The sequence below is a fragment of the Shimia gijangensis genome (assembly GCF_900142085.1).
In the GTDB taxonomy this organism is placed as follows: Bacteria; Pseudomonadota; Alphaproteobacteria; order Rhodobacterales; family Rhodobacteraceae; genus Shimia; species Shimia gijangensis.
On sequence record NZ_FQZQ01000014.1, the window covers coordinates 82,965 to 103,196 of the forward strand.

The following is a 20,232-nucleotide window of genomic DNA, read 5'->3' on the forward strand; positions in this document are numbered from 1 at the left end:
CAAACCCGATCTGGCATAGTTGCCTATAACTATGCCCAACCGGGCGCGGCGACGCCAGCGGCGATTACAAAACGTAGCGGCTGAGATCTGCCGACTTGGTGAGTTCGCCAAGGTTCTTGTCTACAAAAGCAGCGTCTACGGTGACCGAAAGGCCGGATTGATCCGGTGCTGTAAAGCTCAGCTCTTCGAACACACGCTCCATCACAGTGTACAGACGCCGCGCGCCGATATTTTCGATGCTTTGGTTCACTTCAGCTGCAATATGGGCAAGCGACGCAATGCCATCGTCGGTGAATGTGACAGTGACTTCTTCGGTGCCCATCAACGCTGTGTATTGCCGGGTCAGCGCGTTGTCGGTTTCGGTCAGAATGCGCACGAAATCTTCTTCGGTCAGCGCACGCAGTTCAACACGGATCGGCAGGCGGCCCTGAAGTTCGGGCAGCAGATCAGATGGTTTGGCAATGTGGAAAGCACCCGATGCGATAAACAGGATGTGGTCGGTTTTCACTGTTCCATGTTTGGTGCTGACGGTTGTGCCTTCGATCAATGGCAGCAAATCACGCTGAACACCTTCGCGGCTGACGTCACCACCGCGGGCTTCCTGGCGGGCGCAAACCTTGTCGATCTCGTCCAGAAACACGATGCCGTTTTGCTCCACGGCTTCAAGCGCGCTGCGGGTCACGGCCTCGTCATCCAGCAATTTGTCAGCTTCTTCTGAAATCAGAATTTCATAGCTTTCGGAAACGGTCAGGCGACGGCGCTGAGTGCGCCCGCCCATGGCTTTGCCAAACAGATCGCCAATATTCATCATGCCCATCTGGTTGCCGGGCTGGCCGGGGATGTCGAACATTCCACCCATCGGATTTGAAGTGTCGGCCAAATCCAATTCGATCATAGTGTCGTCCAGTTCGCCGGACTTCAGCTTTTTGCGGAACATTTCGCGGGTCGCTTCGCGGGCGTCCTCTCCGGCGATGGCTTCGATCACGCGGTCTTCGGCGGCTTGATGGGCGTTTGCCTTAACCTCATCGCGCATGTTTTCGCGGGTCATGGCAATGGCGCTGTCGACGAGGTCCCGCACGATCTGCTCGACATCACGGCCGACATAGCCCACCTCGGTGAACTTGGTGGCTTCGACCTTGATAAAGGGGGCTTTGGCCAGTTTTGCCAGACGGCGGCTGATTTCGGTTTTACCAACGCCCGTCGGCCCGATCATCAGGATATTCTTGGGATAAACCTCTTCGCGCAGATCATCTGACAATTGCTTGCGGCGCCAGCGATTGCGCAGCGCCACGGCGACGGCGCGTTTGGCATCATTCTGGCCAATGATGAACCGATCCAGTTCCGAAACGATTTCACGCGGGGTCAGGTCAGTCATCAAATTCTCCAATCCAGAAAGACAGGGCGGAACCTAAGCACCTAATTCAAAAACGCAAGCACCCACGGTGTTTTCACGCCAAGTAAGCACCTCGTGAGGAGACATTTCCATTTTCCAAGGCGTTCTTAGGTGAGTTGAAGACGGATCACACATCACAAAGGACAGTACCATGATCAATCGCCGCAAATTTATCAGCGCAACCGCCCTTGTTGGTTCGGGGGCTGCCATGATGATCGCCACTCCGACCTTTGCGGAGAGGATGAAGGCTGCAACCGGAATGTTTGAAGGGCGCAGCAACCACGTCACCATGGGTACGGTTTCGATCATCGAAGAAGATGGCCGCAGGTTTATTGAGCTCGGTGATGATTTTTCGCTGGACAGTGGCCCGGACCCGCGCGTCGCTTTGGGCAAAGACGGAACCTATGATCCGGACAGCAAACTTGGCGCGTTGCTAAGTTATTCCGGAAAACAGCGTTATGCCCTACCACCAACGCTCGACCTCGCCAGTTACAACGAAGTGGTCATCTGGTGTGATGTGGCCAGCGTGCCGCTGGGTGTCGCCAAAATTCAGTAACCGTAACACCACTCGCGGTGAGGGGGTTGGCTGATCCAGACGGTCAGCCCCCGATTTTCTCGATGGTCAGATTGCCGTTGGTGTAGACGCAGATGTCGGCGGCAATGGCCATGGCATCGCGTGCGACCTGTTCCGCAGATTTGTCCGTGTCCATCATGCCCCGCGCTGCTGCCAGGGCAAAGTTGCCGCCAGACCCGATGGCCGCGACGTTGTGCTCGGGTTCAAGAACATCGCCTGCCCCGGTGATCACAAAAATGTCTTTGCCGTCAGATACAATCAGCATCGCTTCGAGTTTTTGAAGGTATTTATCCGTGCGCCAGTCTTTGGCCAGTTCAACACTGGCGCGGGCCAGCTGACCCGGAGTTGCCTCAAGCTTGGCTTCAAGCCGTTCCAGCAAAGTGAATGCATCCGCCGTTGATCCGGCGAAACCGGCAACCACGTCGTATCCACCGGGGTTAAGTCGGCGCACCTTGCGGGCCGTGCCCTTGATAACGGTCTGGCCCAAAGACACCTGCCCGTCACCTGCGATCACGACTTCATCGCCCTTTTTCACGCCAATGATTGTGGTTCCGTGCCAGCCAGGAAATTGATCGTCCGCCATGTGGGCCTCCGTTTGTTGCCAGCAATATATGGGCCGCATCAGGCGGGGACGCAACCGGGTGGTGACGCAGAGAAATCAAATTGATACGGAATTTGAAGACCCCTACGTCATGTCATTATTGGATAATGCTGATAGTTTGGAGTTGGTTCCGGTTTTTAGGAGTGCAAAGTGCTGGCTGACCCCCGTGTGAAACAAGCCATGGAAGAGTGGCGTTTGATTGCCCCCGGTCTGGGTTTTGATGCGGAGTCATTTCACCACAGGCTGGTTTGGCAAAAACAAGAGCCGGACCGAAGCCACATTGTTGTGCGCTTGGTGGGAGAAACCCACAAGCTGATCCTGAAAAAGGTTTTCAAACCTGAAGCGCACAACATGAAACAGTCGATGGAGATGCAGCAGAAAGCCAATGAACACATGTCCGGTGACGCCAGATTTGGGGCGCCTCAAGTGTTGCATGTATCAAAGGACGGCAGTCTGTCGATCATGGAGTTCGTACCAGGTAAAACTGTGAATGATCACCTGGAAGCCGGTAAGCCAGCCGTTCAGTTTTTGCGCAGAACCGGCGCTTGGTTGGCATCCTTTCACAGCAGTTTTCAAACGAGCCATCGTAAGTTTCAACCGCATTTCATGGTGAACCATATTCAACGGGTTTCCGAGAAAGTTGAAGCTTTGGAGGTTTCAGTGCCCAACAGCGATCTGTTTTTGCGATGTTGCGAGCGCATTCCCGCCATCGCCGATAAATTCCACAATGCCAAAACGACCGTGGCGCAAAAGCATGGCGATATGAACACCCGTAATATTCTGGTCGGGCCACAAGGTGTTTTCGGCCTTGATTTCGCTGCGGAAAGCTCTGCCCCAGTCGGATATGACATCGTCAGATTTCTGATGGATTATGCTGAGCTGTTTCAAGACCCTTCAGACGTCAAACGCGGTCAGATACTGGCGGCCAAAACGACGAATGGCTTCTTTAAGGGGTATGATGTTGTGGGTTCGGAAGATCCAGCCGTGTCCTTTCTGCCATTTGTCCAGATTTTGAATGACTGGCGCATCATTCCCGCCAAAAGTGAAGCGCGCAGCCTGCGCCAATCCAGACGTTTGGCCGTCATCCAAGTGTTGGCGGAAAAGGGCTTTATGGTGTAAAAAAAGGGCGCCAAGTTGGGCGCCCTTTCGTAAACGTCAATGTTGGCTCGAACCTAGATCGCGTCTTCGATCCAGCTTTGAAGCGCAGCTTTTGGAGCGGCGCCCGCGCGGTTCGACACGACCTGGCCATCTTTGAAAATGAACAATGCCGGAATGCCACGTACACCCATCGCCGCAGCGGCGTTCGGGTTGGAATCCACATCAACTTTGGCAATTTTAATCTTGCCTTCCATTTCGGTTGACAGCTCTTCCAAAGCTGGGCCGATCTGTTTGCAGGGGCCGCACCATTCGGCCCAGAAATCGACCACAACTGGGACGTCCGAGTTTTTTACTTCTTCGTCAAAGGTGGCATCGGTGACAGCGACGGTTGCCATTTGGCTTACTCCTGAGTGAGGGATCTTGGGAATTTCGTTCCGTGAGAACCTATGAAGCGCCCGACAGATCGTCAAGGTATCCTGTGGACTGCAGCGCTTTTGTCACAAGATCGTGTGGCATCTGCATAAGAGTGCCGGTGCGAGTCCACAAAATGGCAGTGCGAATTTCGCGGTCTTTGTAGATTTGTTGGAGCGCGTGGGCATAGGCCCCCATTTGGCGTAACAACCCTGCCGGCGTTTGGTCGGGGCGCTGTGGCACCGTCGCGTTGGTTTTGAAGTCCACGATCAGAATATGGTCGTCCCGCACAATCAACCGATCAACAATGCCATGTAGTCGAGCCGCTCCAAGGTTCGCCGTGACCGGAACCTCTGCCAACGTTTCATCACCAAAAAACGCCCGGAGATCCGGGTTGGTCAAAACTCTGGTCGCCTCGTCCAAAAGTGTATCCAGCTCTGTGTCAGAAGGTGGCTCTTCGGTTGAAAGCAACAGATTGCTGGCAATGCCCGGCCATCCGCCTTGAGGATGATCTGGCAAATGCTCAAGCAACAGATGAACCCAGCGCCCCCGGCGTTTGGCTGCCTCTTCATCCAGACCAGCGTCTCCGGCAAGCGCCTTGGCGCCACCCAGGTCTGATGGGCTGAGGGTGGGTTTGCTTGCAGGTGGATCTTTGGGTGGAAGTTTTGCGAATTCCGGAACATCCGGCAAAACGATTTGCGTTCTGGTTTGCACCTCTTCGATCGGGCCGGACCAATCGCCATGCGAGTATCGTAGCCCCTGCCCACCAACAAAATCATGCGCTTCTGCGCCAACCCCGTTCAGCCCGCGTTCGATTGTTTGATACCAGGTCTGCCCATCCTTGCCGAGATCGCCCGCCGCGGCGACAATCAGCCATTTCTCGGCACGCGTCATGGCGACGTAAAGCAACCTTTGCCGTTCGGCGCGCACAGTCTCTGCTTTGGCTTCGCGGGCCTTTGCCATGGCGTTTGGGCTGGCGTTGGCCGGCATTGTCCAAAGCACATGATCTTTGTTCGCAACCAATTGACCGTCGTTGCGGATTAGCCTTTTGCCCGTGTCCGGCAGAATAACAATCGGTGCCTCAAGCCCCTTAGACCCATGCACGGTCATAACGCGGATGCGGTTGCCAGCACTGTCCATCTGGCGTTTGATTTCCAGATCATCTGTTTCCATCCAGATCAGAAATCCCGTGAGGCTGGGCACGGCACTGCGCTCAAAGGCCAGAGCCTGCGACAGCAGCGCATTGATCCCGTCTTCGGCTTCGGACCCCAGTCTCGCGAGAAGATTCCGGCGACCGTTGTGTCGGGTTAATGTTCGTTCGATCAAATCGTAAGGGCGTAGAAAATCAGCCTGTGCCATCAAATCCAGAATAATGGCCATGGTTTGCGGGAAATCATCTTTGCGGGCTCGCAAAGCCTGCCACAAAAGCGGCGACTCCCGACGATGCGCCAAATCAAACAAGTCTTGTTCTGACCACCCGAACAGCGGCGACCGTAAAGTCGTTGCCAAGGACAGGCTGTCTTCGGGTGTCGACAAGAAGGACAACAAAGCACCAAGATCTTTGACCGCCAGTTCTGCCCCCACCTTAAGCCTGTCCGCACCGGCGATGGGAAGCCCGCGGGCCTTACAGGCGCGGATGATTTCATGAAACAATTCCGACCGCCTCTGTACAAGAACCAGAAAATCTCCTGCTTGAACGGGGCGCTGCGAAAATTGCCCATTTTCTTGCTTTTTGGCTGGAATAGTCTCTTGTGTTTCGATCAGGTGTTCAATTTCCGCCGCCACGCGATTGGCCAAAATGATCGTGTGATGTGTTTCCCCCAGACGATCGACGGGTTTGTACCATTCGTCATTGTCTGATTGCGGTGTTTGCTCAACAACGGGCCACAGATCAACCCGACCGGGCAGACCCTGATGGAAAGCCCGGTGTTTCATTTCTTGTGGAAATCCTGCCTGATCCTGACCGTCAAAACACTGATCTACCAGGCGCAGGATCGCGTCTGATGACCTGAATGAATACTCAAGCACCATCGGATTTAGAGGCTTGCCCGTTGGTTCCAGACGACGGCCAAATTCCAACTGCATCCGGTCGAATTCTGCCGGGTCAGCGCCCTGAAAGCTGTAGATCGACTGTTTTTTGTCACCAACAACAAAAATTGTGCGCTCAACATCACTTCGCGCGCCGCTGCCGCTGGTGAATTCCTGGGTCAACCGTTCAATGACCTGCCATTGAACGGGGCTGGTGTCCTGTGCCTCGTCGACAAGAATATGGTCAATGCCACCGTCCAGCCGGTAAAGCACCCATTCCGCCACAAACGGATCATTCAAAAGCGCCCGCGCCTTAAGGATCAGATCATCAAAATCAAGCCAGCCATGCTGTTGTTTGCGCGCGTCATACACATCCAAAAACCGAAACCCAAATTCTGACAAAACCGCCGATCGATGTGCTGCAATCAGCGCCAGCCGCAGTTCTCTTGCGGTCTCGACCCGCTGCATCAGCGGGTCAATCCTGACCATCAGATCTGGATGGGATTTTTGCACAGCTTTGGTAGGAAACGACCCTAACTTGGCGGAAAACGGAATTTTTGCACCGGAACCCGTCAGAAAGACGTCTTCCAGAGCAGGCAATGCAGAAAACCCAATTTCTGAAATCACCGCCAGTTTGTCGGCATTTCTATTGTCAGTCACACCGCCTGTTCTGAGCGCTTTGATCAATTGGTCGAGCGTTTCTGCCTCGTCTCCAAGAAAAACATGGCCCTGAACGTCGGCTTCATTCAGCGAGAGGTCTTGTCCCAGCTTTGACAGGAAATCTGAAACGCCAAGAGGCTGCTCAAAGAAATCACGGTTGCGCACAATCTCGCTGGTGAGCGTATCAAACGTTTCGCCAGAATAATGTCCGGCAAGACGCTGTACGAGAGCGCCATCATCACCTTCGGCCATTTCCGAGATAATGTCCTCTCGCAACAGCGCAGCGGCCCGATCTTCCATTTCCACAAACAAAGGTGACACTCCCGCCTCGAGCGGGAAGCGACGCAGAAGAGATGAGCAAAATGAGTGGATGGTTTGAATTTTCAAACCGCCGGGTGTTTCAATGGCACGAGCGAACAGCGTGCGGGCGCTGCGCAACAGATCGGCGTCCAACAACTCATCAACCCCAAGCGAGCGCAGTTCATCCCGCAAGGCGTCATCGTCTTTCATCGCCCACGCGCCCAGCCGTTCGAACAATCGGTTCTGCATCTCGCTGGCGGCGGCCTTGGTGTAAGTCAGGCACAAGATGTGTTGTGGCAGAACTTTTTCCAACAACAGGCGGGCAACACGGTCCGTTAATACCCGTGTTTTTCCAGACCCTGCATTGGCCGACAACCAGGTCGATTCGGTTGGGCGGGCGGCCTGAACCTGGCGTTCGGTTGCATCGTCTCGATGGATCATGTCAGATCCTCTGGCAATGGCTCATCCGTCGCGTCCCATTCGCCAAACCGGGCAAGCTGATCGTAATCGCCAACATCACGGTCGCTTTGCATGGCGCGTCTGGCAGTAAATCCGTTTGACGGGTCGCCATAATGCGCAATTAGCTGGAGAAACTCGGCCCACACCTCAAGAGCAGGCGCGTCAAGCATAGGCGCGTGCTCATCTTTGGGTGATGGGCCAAGCCCAATGTAGATCGCATCAGCCACTTCGGCCGGATCAATGTCACGAAACCCGCCCTGCTCTGCCATCGCAGCTTCTAACAACAATTGTTTATCAAAGTACCTTTGATCTTTCTGAGATGGCGGTTTCCCGGTTTTGTAATCGTAAATGATCAGATCCCCGTCCTCGGTTCTGTCGATCCGATCTGCCTTGGCCACGAGCGTGAAGTCGAGTTCCGGCACGGTCAGTTTGGCACCACATTCATAAGCAATCGGACGTGAGTGTTCACGGCGCTGGGCTTCGCTTGCGACAAATCGATCAGACACCCGATCAAGCCGTGCACTCCATAGCGCTTTGGCGGCGGGCCAGGGGACGTTTTTGGCAAGAACAGTCTCTGATATCGACATCAGATGATCCCGGCTTAGCAAAGACATATCCTTATCGATATCGCTTACAAACTGTTCGAGAATCTCGTGCACAATGATGCCGCGTAACAAGGCATCCGGGGTTTTCATCAGGCTATCAAGCGGCCTTAACCGCAGGGTTTCACGGGCATAAATGGCATAGGGGTCCCGAATAAGTCGTTTGATCTGAGTGACCGAAAGGCGTTTGGGCCGCGCTTGCGCCGGTGGCCTTGGGGATGGGCGGGCAGATGGCGGAATTTCTTTTACGGCTTCGATTGCAGAAACAAGCCCCATCCAATGGGTGCCCCGTGCTTTCATTTCCTTTAATGATTGCACGCCACCCTGATCCGGCAGTCCTGACAGTAAGTTGGTGAGCCGGTTTATCCAGCGTGACGGTACAGTTTCCGCCTCGTCCGAGCGAACGGAACGCGTGATCCAAACTTCAGGCGCGGCGATAGCTTGTTGAAAGTCGTGTGCTGACAGGCCAATTCGACGTTCTGGTAATAACAGTCCGGCATCGTGCCGCATTTTGCGATTAAGCCATGGATCGGGCGTGGGTGCAGCAGGCCAGCTGCCCTCATTCAAGCCGCCAAGGATGACAAGATTCGCGCCTTGAACGCGGGCTTCAAGGGTGCCCCAAATCAGAATGTTGGGATGGCCGCTGTCACGATCGCGCACTTCTTCCCGCGCGAAAATGGCACCAAACAGGTCTGCGTAATCCGCTGCAGACATATCCCCGGCAAATTTGGCATTTTCACGCAGCTGAGCAATGGTTGCCGCTGCCTTGCGGCCAGCCGCTTCATCCCAAAGCCCACCTGACCCTTCTGCACTGCCTCGGGTAAGGTTTTCGGCCAAAGCCACATGCGCCTCAAGCCTGTCCGACAAGGTTTTCTTGCCATCCCAGACCTTGTCGCAAAAATTCGAAATGACCCATTCAACCCAAGCTGATGGCACAAACTCCTGAGCGACTTGCCACTGCCGAAGCACTTCTGGCGTCGGGAAGGTCATGCCTTTTCGGCGGATCGCCAGCTCTAATTCGCGGGTGTTCAAAAGATGCGTATTGCGATTTTCACCACTATGGCACAACGGGTGCTTCAATAAAGTCAGCAGCGACTCGGCAGTCAATTTTCGCTGAAACAGGGTCGAAACATGCCGCAAAAAGCGCCCCGGTGGGCTAAGTTGCAGGGGAGAACCAGCACTGTCATCGGCGATGATATTCCATCGATCCAACGCAGCTTCGACCTGACGGGTCAGCATTCGATCCGGTGTGATCAATGCAGCGGTTTCGCCATCTTCGGCCGCCTTGCGCATCCGCAAGGCAATGGCCAGAGCCTCATCACGTACGGAAGGTGCTTCGATCAAAGTGATAGCTTCGGTGGCATCGGGTAGATTTCCCAACTTGGGACCCTCACGCAACCATTGATCAGTTACAGGTGCGGGTCGAAGGGCCAGAGACACCAACGCGTTGCGCAAAGGGCAGGGCGCAGCAACAGGATGCCAGTGATCCACTTCGGATGGCGCAACACCTAATGTATTCATCAGGTGGCGGAACCGATATTGCGGATGATCTTCTGAATGCAGCGCTTCATCAAGCGTGTCCCAGACAGGCTCTGGCATATCAAAATCAAATCCAGGCAGGACAATGGCACCTTGAGGTAAACCAGCAATGGCTTGCATCAAAAGCATTGTTGTCCCGCGTGATCCGGTTGACCCCGCCAGAATAATCGGATGATCAGGTGGTGCCTTGGCCCATTCCGCCGCCATTGCTTCGACGATGCGACGCTGGCGTGTATCGGTGTCCGGCCGCTTGTCGACGTCTTCCAGAAAATGACGGGCAATGGAGAAAAACGCTTTGGCACGTTCCCAGTGGCCGGACTGGTCCGACACATCCAAGCCTTCGATAACGTCGGGGGTTACGCCCTCACCAGCCATCTCATCCATGAGTGTCGCAAGGCTATCGGCCAGATCATACAGTGTGGCGCGCGCAGCCAGATCTGGCTGACGGTCAAGCAGTTGAGAGATCAATTGTGTCAGTTCGAACCGCTTTCGCAGAGGAGATACGGCTGGCGGAATGTCAGCGGCCACGGCATGGGTGGCGATGTCCGACAACAAGGATATTCGCGGCAAAAGCGCGGGCGGACCCTGATCAAACAAAGTTCGGATGCGCCGCTCCATTCTGCGGGTATTTACGATCAGATGAACCCGGGCCATGGCTTCGGGCGGCTTACCTGCGAACCGGGCGCGCAGACCTTCGACCAGCACGGCCGGAAAATCAGCACCTGGCGGGGCGGCAAAAACACGGGGTTTTTCCGAGGGATCAAACATTGGTACTCCTCAGCAGAGCTTCGGCCTGAACGATGCCTTCGGGCGAGCCGACATCACACCATTTCCCCGGATAGGGCACGCCGAACAGCTTGCCCATACTATGGATTTGATCCCACAACATGTTGAGTGAAAACGCGCTTTGGTCAATGTCTTTCAGGCCATCGGTCTTAGTGATCTGAATGCCACCGTAAATCAAACCCGGCCCCCGGCTGAGGCGTCCGTCATCGGCCAACAAAAAATCACCGGCGCCACTATGACCCACAGCGCTTTCTGTCGGAATACAGATCAAAAGAGCATCCATCTTGTCGGGTTGCCAGGCGTCTTTCAAAACCTCAAAAGGATTGGGGCCTTGCCAGATCGCATCTGTATTCGCGGTAAAGACCGGGCCATCCCCAAGCAGAGGCAGCGCATGTCTGAGCCCGCCGCCGGTTTCAAGAATATCGGGGCTTTCATGTGAAAGCAGCACGTCGCTTCCATTAAGATGCGCGGCAATCTGGGGCGCGCGATAATGCGTATTGGCAACGATACGTGACGGCGAAACCTGGTGCACGAGGTCCAGCGTGTGATCCAGCAATGGTTTGCCGCACACTGGCACCAGTGGCTTGGGCCGGCTTTCGGTCAACTCGCGCATACGAGTTCCGAAACCTGCAGCAAACAACATTACGGCGTCGGGATTGTGGCACATTGGTTTTTAAGCTTTTTCAACACATGGGGATCGGGTTCAGGAAGGTCGGCAAGTACGGATTTGCGGATTGAAGACAGGGCAGGGTGGTTCAGGTTGCGCAGAACATAGCGCCAAACACGGGGAATGTAGTCGACATAATGGGCCTTGCCCGCATGCATGCAAAGTCGCGCAAAACCGCCGAGAATACGAAGATTTCGCTGAGCACCCAGAACGGCATAAGCCGCCAAAAATGCGTCGCGTTCGACCCCGGTGACGTTGATATAATGATCCAGTATCGCGATCTCGGTCTGGGTCGGCACGTCCCGACGGGCGTCTTGCAACAGGGACATCAGATCATAGGCACGGTGGCTGGTCATGGCATCCTGAAAATCAAGCAACCCGACACGGGCAATGCCTTTGCGATCAGGCAACCAAATCAGGTTTTCTGCATGATAGTCGCGCAAAGTGAGCACATTACATTGGCCGCAGTGCTGGTTCAAAAGCCGCTCAAATTCATTCTGGAAAGCCTTTGCCCGGTCTTTGGTCAGGTGACCGGCTCCGCGTTGATACCAATGATAGGCCATTGCAGATTTGTCGGCCATGAATTGGGGATCATAGCAGGGGATATCCTTGGGCGGTGGGCTGTTGTGCAGGGAAATCAGCACATCTGCAGCAGCCGTATAAAGTGGGGCTTCCAGATCAGGGTTTTTTTGAACTACTTTGGCAAAAAGATCATCGCCCAAATCCTCAAGCAGTAGCAGACCGAAATCCATGTCTGCGTGTAGAATTTTTGGAGCTGACAGATTACTGTCTGACAACCAATGACCTATCTTTACGAAAGACTGCAGGCTTTCGCGCGTGTCGGACGTCGCGTCCATCAAGACTGCAGATTGCGACCCCTGATGCAATCGAACATAGCGCCGGTTTGAGGCATCTCCTGCCAATGGCGCACGATCTGCTTGTGCCCAGTCTGTATCACGTAAAAAGGTGTCGATCTGCTCGGTCCGGTCAGCCATGTATCATCTTGTCCAATACGACAGCCCACCGTGAGTCTTTGGCGCGCAAGGTCAGTTCGCGCTCACCCCGAGTGTCAGTCATCTGAAGTGACAAAGTCAGCGCCTTTTCGGGTTTTAGCTCGGCCAGACGGTCGGGCCATTCAACCAAACATACGGCGTCCTCAAAGGCTTCGGTCAGTCCCAGCTCAACAACTTCATCCGGTGATGAAAGACGGTACAGGTCCGCGTGCCAGATTTCAAAATCCGGTGTTTCATAGGTTTGAACCAGAGTGAACGTTGGCGAGGGTACATCTTCGGGCTCAGGCAGCAAAGACTGGATCAGGCAGCGCGCAAAATGGGTTTTTCCTGCCCCGATGTCTCCTTCAAAAAGAAGAACATCTCCTGCGTGCAAATAGCCGCCAAGACGCTGCGCTATTGCGCGCGTATCTTCGGGTGAGGCGAGGGAAATTTTACTCTGTAGTCCTGACATGCCCAAAGATTGCACCCCCCGGCCTGACCTGCAACCCGGATTGACTATCCAGCCATGATTTCTATTGCGGTTTTTGGCTTGGCGTCGGGCTGGGGTTTGTCAAAAACAATTGATGTAAACCCACCCGTCAGCGACACGACGCGCATTATAACGGATTGCCCGGACAACAGCCTCAGCGGAGCACTCCAGTTTTCGCGGGGACTGATATCCAGAATATGGTGGCGCAATCGCTCCCAAACATCGGATTTTTCGGATTGCGCACGCCATTCACGAATTGCATCCTGAAATCCATATTCGGTAATGCCGCTTTCAGGCTCGGAATTCCAAAGCTCTCTGTAAGCCAGATTGCACATGCTGAGCCCGCCGGTCGGTGCAAAAACCGCTATGGCTTCTTTCAGGGAATCCAGAGTGGATTTGCCCAGCTCAAGATCCGCGCGGAACCGCCGTGTGAGAGAAACTTCGGCGCTGATATCTTCAAACAAAAAGGCAATCGCACCGTCAGGATGGGGCCGACCCATCACGCGGTAAGTTACGCCGGAAGGTAACGTCCAGGTTTCGGTATAGCGATCATCAGACGCAGCGACGACAAGTTCGGCAATTTGTTCGCGCCAAGAGGAATAGTTGCGCGGTTCGGGCATCATGCGGTTTTCGCGCATTCGATCAAAAACGGATAAAAGATTTGGCCGTGATGACAAAAAGTCGGCAGGCAGGGCGGTCAGGTCAATAAGTGCGGGATTGAACAGGGCCAATTGTCGATTCCGATCAAAAATCGCCAGACCTATGGAAAGCTGCGCGAAAGTTTTGGTCAAAGTTTGCACAAAATTGCGCTGGGCGATTTCTGCATTCACAATGGCATTGGCGTCTGTTGCAAAATGGCTCAGGGCATTTTCGGACTTGGTGGTTGTAACGTCAAACCAGTAGCTTTGCGACCGAGAGGCATCCACTACGGAGCACCGCACAGGTTTGTCGCCCAAAACCAAAGTAAACTGATCGAAAATGGATGGAGGTCTGGACTTGGAGCGCTCAAGCCCAAGGTTTTCTGCAAGCTTGAAATAGGCTTTGTTGGCCCACTCAACCTCGCCTTTTTGGTTGCTTTGCCAGACGGGATAAGGCGCTTCGACTGCTGTGTGCCCCGATGAAGGCGCGCGCTGGGCCAGAGGGATCACCGGGTTCGAGGGCTGAATTTTGCTCAACGTAACCCGCGCCATGTCGTCCCATTGATCCAGCAGGACAAAATCCTGATCCGTGTCGTCAGTGCTTGAAAACGTGCGGACACCCTGCGATTTTGCATCCCCTTGGGTGGCAGGAAATGACGGAAACCGGGGCAATAGAAGGTCTGCCAGAAAGCTCCAATCCGATTTGTCTTCACCCGGAGCGCATAGCATATTCTGACCGACCGGGTTTGCATCCAGCAAAACACCGCTTTGAAACAGAAAAACAGCGATCTCTGATTGGGTATGTTGCCGGCCTTGCCCTTCTTGTGAAAAACCGGTCCCCAGCCGATTGGCCAGCCAGATCAGAACTAAGGCCAGACCAAAGCTCAGAGACACCAACAAAACGCCCTCGAGCATGCCCAAATCCATCATTGATGCGTCCTAACCAACTTGCTGCGGACCCATTCTTTGTGGGGAACCTTAACAGGTGGTTAACCAATCACACCCGGATCTGTGGATTTTCACCCAAGGGACCTGACGGCATAATTTTTTGCGCATCAATCGAGTCGCGCTGCCAGATTACTTCGACAATCGCGCCAGAAGGTTGCGGTGTGCCTTGGTCTGAGAGCGACCCATCTGACCCATTTGCAAAGATTAATTCGGCCCCGGTGCGTTCAAGCAAAGTTTTGGCGATGAAAAGACCCAACCCCATACCCTCGTATCCGGGCCTTTGTTTACGATCGCGCTCGGTTCGACGGCGGCGCATGAATGGATCACCAATACGGCCAAAGACATGTGTCGGATACCCCTTGCCATCATCCATGACCCGCAGAACGATGCGGTCTTCGCTCCATGCAGATTCGACCCAAACATTGGCGCGGGAAAAATCCACGGCGTTCTGGATCAGATTGCGTAGCCCGTGGATCAATTCCGGGTGCCGCAAGATTGTCGGAGGGGTATCCCCGTTGGCATTCGAAGACGCAACTTCCAGATGAACGGTTTTGCCCCGGTCCAGATGTGGTTCAGCCGCTTCTTCGACAACCGCCGTCAGGGGGGCTTTGCGCAGATGCAGATCGTCTTTTCCGGCGCGTCCCATCGAGTGCAAAATTTCGCGGCATCGGTCTGCCTGTTCACGGATCAAGGCGGCGTCTTCGTATAGCTCGGGGCGATCTTCCAACTCGTCCATCAATTCCGCGCTGGCCAGTTTAATGGTGGCTAGGGGCGTTCCAAGTTCGTGGGCTGCTGCAGCCACCACTCCACCCAAATCCGTCAGTTTTTGTTCTCGGGCCAATGCCATTTGCGTTGCGGCCAATGCTTCGGTCATGGAGGACATTTCCGAGACAACCCGGCGCGAATATACAGACGAAAACAGGATCGCGATCACAATGGCGGCCCAGGACCCATAGAGAAACACATCCGGCATACGTAAGATAAACCGCTGTTCAGCCCGTAGAGGCATGTGAAAGTCCAGCATGAGCGTCACCAGCACTATGGCTGTTGCCGCCAGAAAGGTGGTTGAGCGCACGGACAGAACCGAGGCCGAAATAGTGACCGGACCCACTACCAGAATTGAAAATGGGTTGTGTAAACCCCCTGTCAGGAACAAGAGAAAACACAGCTGCAGCAGATCAAACAGGATCATGAAGGTGTTTTCAGATTCCGACAGAAGCTTGTTTTCGGGAAAAACGAACATGGCAATCAGGTTGCCGATAACCGAAATACCGATTGCCAGATAACACAGCCCATATTCCAACTGCAGTTCGAACACACGCTGAGCCACCAGTAGTGCAATGACCTGACCAACGATGGCCACCCAGCGCACCATGATGATGGTGCGCAGACGAATCCAATTGCTGCGGCGATCACCCGAGATCAATTCTGCTGAAAAATCCGACATCTGTGCGTCTTTGTCCCTTGTCCTGCTTGTGACAATTGTTAGGTGTCGGACAAGTATCAATCAACACAAGCCTTGGGTGGGCCTAGAAATGATCCGAAATATTGCAGTCATTGCCATTGCGGTTGTTATCCTGGCGCTGGGTGGCACGTGGTTTTTGTCGCGCGGCGAAGCCGATCCTTTGGCGCAATGTCGGGTAGGTGCCGTTGCCGGGGGACAGGCCGCAATTGGCGGACCTTTCGAGTTGGTTGATGAAGATGGCGCCACAGTCACCGACATAGACGTCATTACAGAACCTTCGATCCTGTACTTTGGCTATACCTTCTGCCCGGATGTCTGCCCAATGGATACATCGCGTAATGCAGAGGCCGTCGAAATACTGGAAGACCGCGGCATCATGGTCAAACCAGTGTTCATTTCGATCGATCCAGCCCGTGATACGCCCGAAGTCGTCAAAGAGTTCACCGATGTGATGCACCCGCGCATGTTGGGGCTGACCGGAACGCCTGCACAGGTCAAAGCTGCAAGCCAGGCCTATCGTACATATTACAAGAAACAGGATGGCGACGACGAGGAATACTATCTGGTCGATCACTCTACCTATTCCTATCTGGTATTCCCGGAAGTGGGTTTTGTGGACTTTTTCAAGCGGGATGAAACGCCAGAACAGATGGCAAATCGGATCGGTTGCTTCATCGAAAACATGTAATTTCATTACGTTGTTTGACCCTCTAGGTTTCACAGGCTAAAACTTGTGAAATTCGGGAAGGAACAGGACGAATGGCGGAAAACACCTTGCGGGACATCGGACCGGACAAAACACTATTGTTGGTGGACGATGATGAGCCGTTCCTGCGCCGTTTGGCCAAGGCCATGGAAAAACGCGGTTTCGAAGTGGAAACAGCCGGATCCGTAGCCGCCGGACGCGCAATTGCCACTGCCCGCACACCGGCATACGCCGTTGTGGATCTGAGACTTGAAGATGGCAACGGCCTTGATGTGGTCGAAGTGTTGCGCGAAAAACGTGAGGATTGCCGGGTGGTTGTTCTGACCGGATACGGCGCGATTGCCACGGCTGTTGCCGCGGTTAAGATTGGCGCGACCGATTATCTGTCAAAGCCTGCTGATGCTGCCGACATCATGAACGCCTTGCTAAGCCCGGAAGACGAGCTGCCTCCGCCCCCGGAAAATCCGATGAGCGCGGATCGTGTGCGTTGGGAACATATCCAGCGGGTCTATGAGCTGTGTGATCGCAACGTGTCGGAAACTGCGCGTCGATTGAATATGCACCGCCGGACTTTGCAGCGTATTCTGGCCAAACGCAGCCCGCGTTAAGCCAGAAAGGGGCGCTGTCTCTCACGATTGCGTCGCTCACACCGGGGTATTTTGGTCATTTGCAAACCTGATCAGTCCTTTAGGTCATACCGCTTGAGAACTTTGTCTGTCTCTGTGCCATCGGCCAGTTTGATGCCCTCAAGGCGACCCCAATCGCGAAAACCCCGACTTTGGTAGTAGATCAACCCGCCCTCATTGTCGGCGCGGATGTTGGCATTGATCCAGTCATACCCAAGATCGATGGCGGCCTGAACCGTCGCTCCGAACAGCTTTGAACCGATGCCAAGTCCGGTTTGTCCGGGTTTAACAAATGTGCTGATGTCACATGCCTCGGGCGGGAGGTTTTCATGAGGCCCGATCCACTGAAAGCCCAACAGCTCGCCAGTTTCAGTTTCGGCCACAAACCATGTCGCCTGAGAGGGGTTGGAAAATAACCATTGCCCTAATGCATCGGCAGTTGTGTGTTCGGTGCGTGCGGTTGTCCCACCGATTGAAATAATGGTGTTCAAAAGGTCCGCAGAATGGTGCAGGTCGGCGGCGGCACCGCGTCGAATAATCAGCATCGGTCAACCTATCTGTGAGAGCAAAGCAGTGTGTCTCGCTGTAAAATCATTGCGGGCCTCGACGGGCGGTCGCAGGCGGATGTGAAGGCCGTTGATTACGGTCTTGTCGGGGACGCCGAACAACTTGTCGGCCTCAGCTTCGGTGAAGCCTGCTATTTCAACGGCCTCCATCCATGCACTGATCCGGTCTGCCTTTTTGATTTGCTTCTTGATCAAGGACGGCGTCGAGGCGGGCAATCCAAAGCGAATATGGATGGCGGCGGTCAGGCGTTCATCCAGGGCCTCGTAACCCGGTCCGACAGAGGCCTTTACCGGGGAAATCATATCGCCGATCACATATTCTGGCGCGTCATGCAAAAGAGCGGCCAATCGCCATTTGGCCGAAACGCCGGGATTGAGACGCCCAAACAGGTCTTCGACCAGCAAGGAATGCTCGGCGACGGAATAGGCGAAATCACCTTTGGTCTGGCCATTCCAGCGCGCCACAAACGCCAACCCATGGGCGATGTCTTCGATCTCAATGTCGACCGGAGTGGGGTCCAGCAGGTCAAGCCTGCGACCCGAAAGCATTCGTTGCCAAGCGCGCGCCAAAGGGGTGTCCTTTCTTGAGTGACGGGCCTTTGGGTAACCGAAAAAACACAGATAGTGCAACGGCATTTGCGCAACGCTTCTAAGCCCCAGGAATGTGCCTGCCCAGATTTTGCCACATTTCCGGGGTATTTTGATAGTGTTGCGGATCGCGCTGCCGACGACAATGTGAGTGTTCGTGTTTTGAATTTGTCGTCTGCGATACCGACATATACTGCGAGGGGGGCACGTTTAACTAGCTTCCTCCCGCGTGCCCTCCTTTCAATGCTTTGCATCGAAAGGAGAATGCCATGTTCAAGCGATTGATTGTATCAGGCCTTCTGTTTGGGATGGCCGCGACCGCACCCCCGGCTCATGCTGCAAATTGTGCAATGCGCGATACTGTGGTTGAGCGCTTGTCCACAATGTACAGCGAAGCGCTGACGGCCGGAGGGCTGCAGGGCAAGCAAAATTCAACGACGTTCATTGAAGTTTGGGCGTCCAAAGAAAGCGGAACGTTCACCGTGATCATAACCAATCCGCAAGGGGTTTCTTGTGTTGTCGCTGCGGGCACAGACTGGTTCCAGTCAGAGGCCGGTAGTGATCCTGCGGACACAGCCAGTTAGGTGCTATTGTCCAAACTGATATCCAGTGCTATCTGGTGCCCAAATTCAAGCTTTAAAGGAGCAGGGCGCGATGGCGACCGATTACATTGTAAAAGATATCAATTTGGCTGAATTTGGCCGCAAGGAACTGGATATTGCCGAAACGGAAATGCCAGGCCTGATGGCTTTGCGTGAAGAGTACGGCGAAAGCAAACCTTTGAAAGGATCCCGGATTGTTGGATCCTTGCACATGACAATCCAGACAGCCGTGTTGATTGAAACACTGGTGGCGCTGGGCGCCGATGTGCGCTGGGCCTCGTGCAACATTTTCTCGACCCAAGATCACGCAGCTGCGGCGATTGCGGCTGGCGGCACGCCTGTGTTTGCCATCAAGGGCCAGTCTTTGGAAGAGCATTGGGATTATCTGGACCGCTCGTTCATGTTCCCGGAAGGTGCCAACCTGATCCTCGACGATGGCGGCGACGCAACACTTTATGTGTTGTTGGGTGCCCGCGTTGAAGCAGGTGAAGCCGGTCTGATCGAAACACCCACTTCGGAAGAAGAAGAAGCTGTTTTTGCCCAGATCAAAAAGCGTATGGCTGCAAGCCCCGGCTGGTTCACCAAAACCCGCGAGGCCATTCAGGGTGTTTCGGAAGAAACCACTACCGGCGTGCACCGTTTGTATGAACTGCATAAAAACGGCCAACTGCCTTTCCCTGCGATCAACGTCAACGACTCGGTCACCAAATCCAAGTTTGACAACAAATACGGCTGTAAGGAATCGCTGGTTGATGGCATCCGTCGCGCCACAGACACCATGATGGCTGGTAAAGTTGCCGTGGTTTGTGGCTATGGCGATGTTGGCAAAGGCTCGGCAGCGTCGCTGGCTGGCGCTGGCGCCCGTGTGAAAGTCACCGAGATTGATCCGATCTGTGCGCTTCAGGCGGCCATGGACGGATTTGAGGTCACCACATTGGAAGACGAAGCCGCAACCGCGGATATCTTCATCACCACCACCGGCAACAAAGACGTGATCCGTATCGAGCATATGCGCGAGATGAAGGACATGGCGATCGTTGGCAACATCGGTCACTTTGACAACGAAATTCAGATCGCTAACCTGAAAAACCACAAATGGACCAACATCAAAGAACAGGTCGACATGATTGAGATGCCTTCGGGCAATCGCATGATCCTGTTGTCCGAAGGCCGTTTGTTGAACCTTGGCAACGCCACGGGTCACCCTTCATTTGTGATGTCAGCATCTTTCACCAACCAGGTTCTGGCACAGATGGAACTGTGGCTTCGTGCAGATGAGTACAACAACGAAGTCTATATTTTGCCCAAGCATCTGGACGAAAAAGTTGCGCGCCTGCATCTGGATCGCATTGGCGTGAAGCTGAGCAAGTTGGCCAAGGAACAAGCCGACTATATCGGCGTCTCAGTGGACGGACCTTACAAGCCAGAGCATTACCGCTACTAATCGGCTTTAAAATGCAAGAATTGGCCTTCGGGAAAGTCTCCCGAGGGCC

At 54.3% G+C, this 20,232-nt stretch carries 18 protein-coding genes; 6 read left to right on the forward strand and 12 right to left on the reverse strand.

What is annotated here, in order from left to right:
• Positions 1-64 precede the first annotated feature (64 nt).
• Positions 65-1,375: an ATP-dependent protease ATPase subunit HslU gene (gene hslU, locus BUC32_RS12995; RefSeq protein ID WP_073253490.1), complete on the reverse strand. Its 1,311-nt coding sequence runs from the start codon at positions 1,373-1,375 to the stop codon at positions 65-67.
• Between the two features lie 169 nt (positions 1,376-1,544).
• On the opposite strand from hslU, the gene BUC32_RS13000 reads away from it, so the two are divergent.
• On the forward strand, positions 1,545-1,949 hold the full coding sequence (locus BUC32_RS13000; protein WP_073253493.1) for a DM13 domain-containing protein: 405 nt from the start codon (positions 1,545-1,547) through the stop codon (positions 1,947-1,949).
• Between the two features lie 43 nt (positions 1,950-1,992).
• Here the strand turns inward: BUC32_RS13000 and hslV are convergent, their stop codons facing one another.
• A complete protein-coding gene (hslV, locus tag BUC32_RS13005) occupies positions 1,993-2,550 on the reverse strand; it encodes an ATP-dependent protease subunit HslV (protein ID WP_073253496.1) in 558 nt (185 codons plus the stop codon).
• A 168-nt stretch (positions 2,551-2,718) separates the two neighbouring features.
• Here hslV and BUC32_RS13010 point away from each other — a divergent pair, with 168 nt between their 5' ends.
• Positions 2,719-3,687: a phosphotransferase gene (locus BUC32_RS13010; RefSeq protein ID WP_073253499.1), complete on the forward strand. Its 969-nt coding sequence runs from the start codon at positions 2,719-2,721 to the stop codon at positions 3,685-3,687.
• A 53-nt stretch (positions 3,688-3,740) separates the two neighbouring features.
• Here BUC32_RS13010 and trxA read toward each other — a convergent pair whose 3' ends face one another.
• The 8 genes from trxA to regB form a co-directional block, all read right to left on the reverse strand.
• Positions 3,741-4,061 carry a thioredoxin gene (trxA, locus tag BUC32_RS13015; RefSeq protein WP_073253502.1) on the reverse strand — a complete coding sequence of 107 codons (321 nt, stop codon included), beginning with the start codon at positions 4,059-4,061 and terminating at the stop codon, positions 3,741-3,743.
• 49 nt (positions 4,062-4,110) lie between these two features.
• Entirely contained in the window at positions 4,111-7,506 is a 3,396-nt protein-coding gene (addA, locus tag BUC32_RS13020) for a double-strand break repair helicase AddA (RefSeq protein ID WP_073253506.1), read from the reverse strand.
• Positions 7,503-10,433: a double-strand break repair protein AddB gene (gene addB / locus BUC32_RS13025; protein ID WP_073253509.1), complete on the reverse strand. Its 2,931-nt coding sequence runs from the start codon at positions 10,431-10,433 to the stop codon at positions 7,503-7,505. Before addB ends, addA begins: the two co-directional genes overlap by 4 nt.
• Positions 10,426-11,118, reverse strand: a complete 693-nt coding sequence (locus BUC32_RS13030) for a nucleotidyltransferase family protein (RefSeq protein WP_073253512.1) — start codon at positions 11,116-11,118, stop codon at positions 10,426-10,428. Before BUC32_RS13030 ends, addB begins: the two co-directional genes overlap by 8 nt.
• On the reverse strand, positions 11,094-12,113 hold the full coding sequence (locus BUC32_RS13035) for an aminoglycoside phosphotransferase family protein (RefSeq protein WP_073253515.1): 1,020 nt from the start codon (positions 12,111-12,113) through the stop codon (positions 11,094-11,096). The genes BUC32_RS13030 and BUC32_RS13035 overlap by 25 nt, the downstream gene beginning before the upstream one ends.
• A complete protein-coding gene (tsaE, locus tag BUC32_RS13040) occupies positions 12,106-12,582 on the reverse strand; it encodes a tRNA (adenosine(37)-N6)-threonylcarbamoyltransferase complex ATPase subunit type 1 TsaE (protein WP_073253518.1) in 477 nt (158 codons plus the stop codon). The genes BUC32_RS13035 and tsaE overlap by 8 nt, the downstream gene beginning before the upstream one ends.
• A gap of 44 nt (positions 12,583-12,626) precedes the next feature.
• Positions 12,627-14,168: a PAS-domain containing protein gene (locus BUC32_RS13045; RefSeq protein ID WP_073253520.1), complete on the reverse strand. Its 1,542-nt coding sequence runs from the start codon at positions 14,166-14,168 to the stop codon at positions 12,627-12,629.
• 67 nt (positions 14,169-14,235) lie between these two features.
• On the reverse strand, positions 14,236-15,633 hold the full coding sequence (gene regB / locus BUC32_RS13050) for a sensor histidine kinase RegB (RefSeq protein WP_073253523.1): 1,398 nt from the start codon (positions 15,631-15,633) through the stop codon (positions 14,236-14,238).
• A gap of 88 nt (positions 15,634-15,721) precedes the next feature.
• Between regB and BUC32_RS13055 the strand changes: the two genes are divergently transcribed.
• A complete protein-coding gene (locus BUC32_RS13055) occupies positions 15,722-16,339 on the forward strand; it encodes an SCO family protein (RefSeq protein ID WP_073253526.1) in 618 nt (205 codons plus the stop codon).
• 71 nt (positions 16,340-16,410) lie between these two features.
• A complete protein-coding gene (locus BUC32_RS13060) occupies positions 16,411-16,965 on the forward strand; it encodes an ActR/PrrA/RegA family redox response regulator transcription factor (RefSeq protein ID WP_073253528.1) in 555 nt (184 codons plus the stop codon).
• A 71-nt stretch (positions 16,966-17,036) separates the two neighbouring features.
• Here the strand turns inward: BUC32_RS13060 and BUC32_RS13065 are convergent, their stop codons facing one another.
• Positions 17,037-17,528, reverse strand: a complete 492-nt coding sequence (locus BUC32_RS13065) for a GNAT family N-acetyltransferase (protein WP_073253531.1) — start codon at positions 17,526-17,528, stop codon at positions 17,037-17,039.
• Between the two features lie 3 nt (positions 17,529-17,531).
• On the reverse strand, positions 17,532-18,098 hold the full coding sequence (locus BUC32_RS13070) for an HD domain-containing protein (RefSeq protein ID WP_073253534.1): 567 nt from the start codon (positions 18,096-18,098) through the stop codon (positions 17,532-17,534).
• Between the two features lie 308 nt (positions 18,099-18,406).
• On the opposite strand from BUC32_RS13070, the gene BUC32_RS13075 reads away from it, so the two are divergent.
• Positions 18,407-18,721 (forward strand): hypothetical protein, encoded by a 315-nt coding sequence (locus tag BUC32_RS13075; protein ID WP_073253537.1) that lies wholly within the window; start codon positions 18,407-18,409, stop codon positions 18,719-18,721.
• A gap of 70 nt (positions 18,722-18,791) precedes the next feature.
• Complete coding sequence (gene ahcY, locus BUC32_RS13080; RefSeq protein ID WP_073253540.1) at positions 18,792-20,183, forward strand: adenosylhomocysteinase; 1,392 nt, start codon at positions 18,792-18,794, stop codon at positions 20,181-20,183.
• The last annotated feature ends 49 nt before the right edge of the window (positions 20,184-20,232 follow it).